Origin of the sequence: Paracoccus sp. SSK6, assembly GCF_039770665.1 — a bacterium.
GTDB lineage: Bacteria > Pseudomonadota > Alphaproteobacteria > Rhodobacterales > Rhodobacteraceae > Paracoccus.
This window is the reverse complement of record NZ_JBDPNJ010000054.1, coordinates 1-7,181: the sequence shown is the minus strand read 5'-3', so window position 1 is coordinate 7,181 and position 7,181 is coordinate 1. Positions and strand designations below refer to the sequence as shown.

Annotated in this window: 5 protein-coding genes and 2 pseudogenes; 4 read left to right on the top strand and 3 right to left on the bottom strand. The window is 67.7% G+C overall.

Annotation, left to right across the window (positions count from 1 at the left end):
- The coding region (crtI, locus tag AAIL68_RS16925) for a phytoene desaturase family protein (protein ID WP_347140933.1) at positions 1-1,109 on the top strand (1,109 nt) is incomplete at its 5' end.
- Positions 1,110-1,116: 7 nt separating this feature from the next.
- On the opposite strand, the gene AAIL68_RS16920 is transcribed toward crtI, so the two are convergent.
- Complete coding sequence (locus AAIL68_RS16920; protein WP_347140932.1) at positions 1,117-2,538, bottom strand: deoxyribodipyrimidine photo-lyase; 1,422 nt, start codon at positions 2,536-2,538, stop codon at positions 1,117-1,119.
- Between the two features lie 178 nt (positions 2,539-2,716).
- Between AAIL68_RS16920 and AAIL68_RS16915 the strand changes: the two genes are divergently transcribed.
- From AAIL68_RS16915 to AAIL68_RS16905, 3 genes are read left to right on the top strand one after another with little or no spacing between them, the layout of a single operon-like run.
- Positions 2,717-3,412: a fatty acid desaturase gene (locus tag AAIL68_RS16915; RefSeq protein WP_347140930.1), complete on the top strand. Its 696-nt coding sequence runs from the start codon at positions 2,717-2,719 to the stop codon at positions 3,410-3,412.
- Complete coding sequence (locus AAIL68_RS16910; protein WP_347140928.1) at positions 3,409-3,939, top strand: sterol desaturase family protein; 531 nt, start codon at positions 3,409-3,411, stop codon at positions 3,937-3,939. Before AAIL68_RS16915 ends, AAIL68_RS16910 begins: the two co-directional genes overlap by 4 nt.
- Positions 3,936-4,862 carry a phytoene/squalene synthase family protein gene (locus tag AAIL68_RS16905; protein ID WP_347140927.1) on the top strand — a complete coding sequence of 309 codons (927 nt, stop codon included), beginning with the start codon at positions 3,936-3,938 and terminating at the stop codon, positions 4,860-4,862. The genes AAIL68_RS16910 and AAIL68_RS16905 overlap by 4 nt, the downstream gene beginning before the upstream one ends.
- Before the next feature lie 315 nt (positions 4,863-5,177).
- On the opposite strand, the pseudogene AAIL68_RS16900 reads toward AAIL68_RS16905, so the two are convergent.
- A pseudogene (locus AAIL68_RS16900) lies at positions 5,178-6,408 on the bottom strand (IS256 family transposase).
- 82 nt (positions 6,409-6,490) lie between these two features.
- Positions 6,491-7,079: pseudogene (locus AAIL68_RS16895) on the bottom strand (recombinase family protein).
- Between the last annotated feature and the right edge of the window lie 102 nt (positions 7,080-7,181).

The following is a 7,181-nucleotide window of genomic DNA, read 5'->3' as shown; positions in this document are numbered from 1 at the left end:
CCTATTCGCGCGCGGTCCACGAAGCAGGCTATGTCCGGCTGGGGGCGGTGCCGTTCCAGTCCATCGGCGACATGCTCCGCGTCGCCCCGCAACTTGTGCGGCTGCAGGCCTACCGCTCGGTCCACGCCATCGTCGCGCGCTTCATCCGCGATCCGCGGCTGCGGCAGGCCTTCAGCTTCCATTCGCTGCTGGTGGGCGGCAACCCGTTCTCGGCCAGTTCCATCTATCTGCTGATCCACGCGCTGGAGCGGCAGGGCGGGGTTTGGTTCGCCAAGGGCGGCACCAATGCCCTGGTCGCGGGCATGGCGCGGCAGTTCCAGCGCCTGGGCGGCCATCTGGCGCTGAACGCGCCCGTCGCCCGGATCGAGGTCGAGGGCGGGCGCGCCACCGGCATCACCCTCGCGGACGGGCGCCGGATCGCGGCGGCACGGGTCGCCAGCAACGCCGACGTGATGCACCATTACCGCGATCTGCTGGGCCATACCCGGCGCGGGCAGGCCATGGCGCGCAGGCTTGCGCGCCGGCGTTGGTCGATGTCTCTCTTCATCTGCCATTTCGGGCTGGACCATGTGCCGGAAGGCCTTGCCCACCACACGGTCCTGTTCGGCCCGCGCTATCGCGAGCTTGTGACCGAGATCTTCGGCGGGCCTGCCTTGCCCGAGGATTTCTCGATGTATCTGCACTCGCCCTCCGTCACCGACCCCAGCCTTGCGCCGCCGGGGAGGTCCACCCATTACGTGCTGGCCCCGGTACCGCATCTGGGCCGCGCCGCAGTCGACTGGGACGTGCAGGGCGAGGCCTATGCCGACCGCCTGCTGGCCAGCCTTGAGGAGCGGCTGATCCCGAACCTGCGCGCCTCGCTGACCACCCGGCGCATCTTCACGCCGGCCGATTTCGCGTCTCAATTGAACGCTCATCACGGCAGCGCCTTTTCGGTCGAGCCGATCCTGACCCAGTCGGCCTGGTTCCGCCCCCACAACCGCGACGATGCAATCGGCAATGTCTATCTGGTGGGCGCGGGCACCCATCCGGGCGCGGGGATCCCCGGGGTCGTCGGCTCGGCCAAGGCGACGGCCGGGCTGATGCTGGCGGACGCGAGCCAAGGCTGACGGCGGCTCAATCCGCCCGCGCCGCGCGCATCGCCTGCAAGGCGTCCAGCGCCCGCTGCCGGCCCGCAGCGAGATCGACGATCGGCCGGTCGGGATAGGGTGCTTCCGTATCCAGCCCCCACGTGCGGGGGACGGCCTCGAACCAGGCTCGCCCCTCGGCCGACCGGCTACCCCGCCAGCCATAAAGCCAGCGCGCGCGGTAGTCGCCCTTGGGGTCGAACTTTTCCGCCTGCGCGGCGGGGTTGAAGATGCGGAAGAACGGCGATGCATCCGGCCCGCTGCCCGCCACCCACTGCCAGTTCATCGCGTTCGAGGCCGGATCCCAGTCGATCAGCGTGTCGGCAAACCACGCCAGTCCCGCCCGCCAGTCGAGGAGCAGGTGCTTGGCAAGGTAGCTCGCGACCACCATGCGCACGCGGTTGTGCATCCGCCCGGTGACGTAAAGCTCGCGCAGGCCAGCATCGACCAGCGGCTCGCCCGTCATGGCGCGCTGCCAGGCTACCAGGTCGCTGGCATCCTTGCGCCAGGGGAATGCGTCCCAGTCCGCCCGCCAGGACCGTTCCGTTATCTGCGGAAAGCCGTCCAGCAGCGACCAGGCGAAGTCGCGCCAGATCAATTCGGCCATGAACTTTTCGGCCGCAGACGCAAGCGCTGGGTCTCCCGCCATTGCCTCCGCCGCGGCCCAAAGAGTGCGCGCGGATATCTCGCCTACCGCCAGCGCGTCGGACAGGCCCGAGGTCGCATCCGGTCGGTCCGGGCGGTCCCGGCCAGTAACGTATCCAGAAATTCGGTCGCGGAAATCGGCGAGGCGGTCCAACGCGGCCGCCTCGCCTGCCGGAGGCGCGAAGCGGGCGACGACCGCCTCGCCGCGCCTCATGTCGGACGCGAGCGCGACATCGGGCAAGGCAAGTGTCCCGTCCACTGCAGGCGCCCAACGGATGCGAACGGACACGGACACCGGCGGGGGCACGCCTTGCCGGCGCAGGGCGCGAGCGAAGGCACCATAGACCTTGAAGCCGCCGCCGCTGCCGGTGCGCAGCGTGGCCGGTGGCAGCAGCGTATGGCCGTCATGCAGCACCAGCCGCCGCCCCTCCCTTGCCAGGGCCGACGCCACCACCTCGTCGGCGCGGCGCTGCGCCGGGTCCGGCCAAGCGGTCGCATGGACCTCGGTTGCGCCGGCCCTGCGTGCCAGTTCCACGAGGGCCGCGGCCTCGCCTTCGATCACCGCCAGCGTTCCACCCCGCCACCGCAGGTCGGCCCCAAGGGCATGAAGTGATCGCTCCAGCCGCCACCGGCTTGCCGCGCCCTGCGCGCGCAATGCCTTGTCCACGAGAAAGACGGGCAGCACCCGCCCCGCTGCAGCCGCCGCACGAAATGCGGGATTGTCCGTTAGCCGCAGATCGCGCCTGAACCAGCAAATGGCAATCATCAGACTCGCTTTCGTAGCAGCGCGCGAGGGCCGCTTGCCCTGCTCGTGCGCCGGGCTGGCGGCGGGACGTTCGCCGGGATTGTTGAATAGGACGACTGTTCCATAGAATCCGTCTGTCATCCACGGCATAATAGCGGTCATGGACGCGAATCGCCGCCTCCGCTCTCCGGAGCGCCACTTGCAGACCGGGATCAGCCTGCTGCTGGCTGCGGCCATCGTGGCGGTCTGGCTGACGCTGCACGTATTCGCCGTCTGGCATCTCGACGCGCTGCCCCATCCGTTCCTCGCGGCGCTCAGCCTCGCGGGCCTGACCTGGCTTTCGGTCGGGCTGTTCATCGTCGCCCACGATGCGATGCACGGCTCGATCCTGCCGGGATGGCCGCGCGCCAATGCCGCCATCGGCACGCTGGCGCTGCTGCTGTTTGCGGGCTTTTCTTTCCGGCGCATGCTGGTCCAGCACATGCGCCATCACCGCTACTCCGGCAGCGACGAGGACCCCGACTTCGCCCGCGCGGGGCCGGTGGGCTGGTATCTCAGCTTCGTGCTACGCTATTTCGGCTGGCGCGAGTTCTGGGTGCTGGGCACAGCCACGATCCTTTACGCCATCGTTCTGGGGCCGCGCTGGCCCTACGTGCTGTTCTGGGCGGTCCCCTCGATCCTTGCCTCCATGCAGCTGTTCTGGTTCGGAACCTATCTGCCGCACCGGACGGGCGAGGACGCCTTTCCCGATCACCATAACGCCCGCTCGCCCGCAATGGGCGATCTCGCCTCGCTGCTCAGCTGCTACCACTTCGGCGGCCATCATCACGAGCATCACCTTTATCCCGGCCTGCCTTGGTGGCGGCTGCCCGTGGCGCGGCGGCGGGAAGAATGAGCGTGCTCGGCCCGATCCTGATCGTGCTGGCGACCGTGGCGGCCATGGAGTGGGTGGCCTATGCCGTCCATCGCTGGATCATGCATGGACCCCTGGGCTGGGACTGGCATCAGTCCCATCACGAGGACACCGAAGGCCCATTCGAGAAGAACGATCTCTACGCCATCGTCTTTGCCGGCCTGTCCATCGGGTTGTTCGCGATCGGCTCGGCGTGGTGGCCGTGGCTTTGGTGGGCGGCGCTGGGGATGCTGGTCTACGGGCTGCTCTACTTCTTCGTTCATGACGGGCTTGTCCATCAGCGCTGGCCCTTCCGGCACGTGCCGCGGCGGGGCTATCTGCGCCGGCTCTATCAGGCCCACCGGTTGCATCATGCGGTCGAGGGACGGGAGGACTGCGTATCCTTCGGCTTTCTCTACGCCCCGCCGGTCGAGGGGCTGAAGGCCGACCTCAAGCGCAGCGGGGTGCTGGGCAAGCGCGCCTCGACCCACCGCGATGCCTGGAACCCCGACCGGCAGGCCGAGCCATGAGTCGCGCCGATCTGGTGCAGGACAGCGGCCAAGTGATCCGCAAGGGCTCGAAGAGCTTCGCCGCCGCGGCCCTGCTGATGCCTAAGGCCATGCGCGATGACACGGTTATGCTTTACGCCTGGTGTCGGCACGCCGACGATGTCATCGACGGGCAGGATCTAGGCGCGCCGGGCAGGACGGTGGCGGACGCGGCGGTGCGGCTGGACATGCTGCGGGCCGAGACCCGCGCCGCGCTGCGGGGCAACGGCCCGGTGTCGCCCCCCTTCGCGGCCTTGCGCATGGTGGCGCGGCGGCACGACTTTCCCGAAGGCTGGCCCCTGGATCTGATCGAGGGCTTTGCCATGGATGTGGCCGGCCAGCACTACGCCACCTTGAGCGACACGCTGCGCTATGCCTATTACGTGGCGGGCGTGGTCGGGGTGATGATGGCCCGCGTGATGGGAGTGCGCGACGAGGCCGTGCTGGACCGCGCCTGCGATCTTGGCATCGCCTTTCAGCTGACCAACATCGCCCGCGACGTGATGGACGACGCCCGTATGGGCCGGCTTTACTTGCCCGCCGACTGGCTGGCGGGAGAAGCGCCCGATCCGGCCGCGCCTGAGCCCTCGCCTGCGGTCCATGCGGCAATCCTGCGGCTGCTGGAAGTGGCGGACAGCTACTATGCCTCGGCGTGGGCCGGGTTGCCGGCACTGCCTTGGCGGGCGGCCTGGTCGATCGCGGCCGCCTTGCGCATCTATCGCGCGATCGGCACCCGCATCCGCGCAGAGGGGCCGTCCGCTTACCGCCGCCGTATCGGCACCGGCAGGGCCGCCAAGCTGGTCCTGGTCGCCGCCGCGCAGGGCGATGTCCTGACCAGCCGCCTGAGACCGGCACACATCGACAGGAGCGGGCTGTGGACCCGGTCCCGATTCAGCGCGCGCTGATCTTGGGTGCTTCGGGCGGAATCGGGGCCGCGCTGGCGGATGAACTCGCCGCCCGCGGTACCCGCATCACCAGCCTGTCGCGGTCGCGGGACGGGCTGGACGTGACCGACGAGGCTTCGATCGCGCATCATCTGGGCCGCCAGCCGCGGGGGGCCTTCGATCTGGTGTTCAATGCCACCGGGGCGCTGATGCCGACAGGCGCCGCTCCGGAAAAGACCATCGCCGCACTGGACCCGCAGGCGATGGCCAGGTCGTGTCGCGAATGTGGTGGAAATTGCCGAGGAGCGGGCTCCGGGCATGCAACGTTGGCTCCAGTCAGGCCGCGAGGTCAAGGGACATCGGCACGAGAGGCTGAGACAGGGTTTCCCAGCCATCGACCTTTCGCATCTGGATCTGGCCCGAGGCCAAGAGCGCCCAGAGCAGCATCGGCACGGTTTCAGCGCAGGGCAGGACGGTCTGGGTCTTGATGCGGCGGCGGAATTCCTCGTTCAAACGCTCGATGGCATTGGTGGTCCTTGCTGATTTCCATTGCAAGGGATCGAGGCGGGTGAAGCTGAAGAGCCGGTCGCCCGCTTCTTCAAGGCTATTGGCCACGGCCCGGCACTTCAGCTTCCCTTTGCGGAGGAAGGCCTTGCGACGCGTCTCGGTCTCGGCGGCGCTGCCGGCGTAGATCATGTCGCGGTAGTCCTCGGTCAACTCGTCATGCAGGCGCTTGGGGGCGTGGCCGAGCAGGTTGCGGTAGCTGCCGAACCGTGCAGCGCTGGATGGGCAGGTCCCCGCCCCAGAGCGCCACAAGCGCGGCTTCAAGGCCGGGGGCGCCGTCAACGATCACGAACTCGGGCCGCGGCAAGCCCCGCGCGTCCAGGTCGGCGAGGAAGCTGCCCCAGGCAGCCGTGCTTTCGCCGCCCATGGTCCTGATCGAGAGGAGCACCTTTTGCCCGTCGCGCCGCACGCCGATCGCCGCCAGCACCGAGAGGTTGGTGGCCTTGCGGTCCAGCCGGGTCTTGATGACGGTGCCATCAAGGATGAGCCGAACGATATCCTCCTCGGCCAGGTCGCGGGTGGACCACGCGTCCCAATCGACCTTCACCTTGCGGCCCGGGCGCGGCTGACCACGTCCTTGCTCACGGCTCCTTCGAACAGCCCGAACAGCGCCCGCTTGACGCGCCGGGTATTGGTCCCCGCCAGATAGACCGCTGCAATCAGGGCCTCGGCCTTCTTTGTCAGCCGCCTGTAGCGGGGCAGTGCCTTCGAGCGCCATTCGGTAATCTTGCCGGCCTCGTCCTCGATCCGGGCACGAGGAACCCGCACCGTCTCGGTGCCGAATGTGCCGGTCAGCTGCCGGTCGCGATGCCCCGTGGCGATAACCCTTGGCCCGCTCATTGCCGCGGCCGTAACGCAGGCGACCGAGAAACTCGGCCAGTTCCTCTTCGAACATGGCCTCAACGGTGGCACGGACATTTGCCCGAAGGCGATCCTCGATCGGATCATACGCCCCTGCGTCGGGCAGTAGCGAAAAGGATGAGCTGTCGGTATTCTGCTTCATGGCGTTCGGGCCGCGCCTCGAACCGGTGGCGGCTTGCGGCCCTCACTCTCCCTGGCGGTTGCCGCCGCCGGTGGGGTGGGTGTCAGTTCACCCGGAGATTACGCCACCGCCCAACTTCCACCACTTCCGAGACATGACCCGGCGAGATCGAAAACACCTCTGCCAGATCACTGATGGAATACTCGCCAGTGTCATACATGCGTTGCAGCTCCTGCTGCTGGCGGTCCGACAGCTTCGGCTTCTTGCCCCGCAGCTTCCCCTTGGCGGGCCACGGCCATGCCCTCGCGGGTCCGCATGCGGATCAGGTCGGCTTCGAACTCGGCAAAGGTCGCCAGGATGTTGAAGAACAGCTTGCCCATTGGGTCGGTTGGATCATGGATGGCTCTGCCAAGCTGAAGCTTTATCCCGCGCGGCCAGGCTATCGGCTATGTCGCGCGCGTCAGGAACGGAACGCGCCAGGCGGTCCAGCTTCGGCACCACCAGCGTGTCACCCTCCCGCAAGGCTGCAAGCGCCTGATCGAGACCAGGGCGGGCGCGGTTTGTGCCGGTGAAGCCGTGGTCGGTGTAGGTGCGATCGTCAGCAACCCCGAGGCTGGCAAGGATGCCCTTCTGCGCAGCGAGGTCCTGTTTGTCGTGGAACAGCGGGCGTAGCCAATCAGAATATGAGTCATGTCCTGATCTGTAACAGTAGCCGCCCCTTCACTGCAAAAAATATCGGACCATTCATATGAGATTTCGTTCTGCTAGCAAATTGTAGATTTCTACTCTAAGTG

Excerpts from the sequence above, each read along its gene's own strand:
- AAIL68_RS16920 (WP_347140932.1), bottom strand. The coding sequence starts at position 2,538 with ATGATTGCCATTTGCTGGTTCAGGCGCGATCTGCGGCTAACGGACAAT.
- AAIL68_RS16910 (WP_347140928.1), top strand. The coding sequence starts at position 3,409 with ATGAGCGTGCTCGGCCCGATCCTGATCGTGCTGGCGACCGTGGCGGCC.
- AAIL68_RS16905 (WP_347140927.1), top strand. The coding sequence starts at position 3,936 with ATGAGTCGCGCCGATCTGGTGCAGGACAGCGGCCAAGTGATCCGCAAG.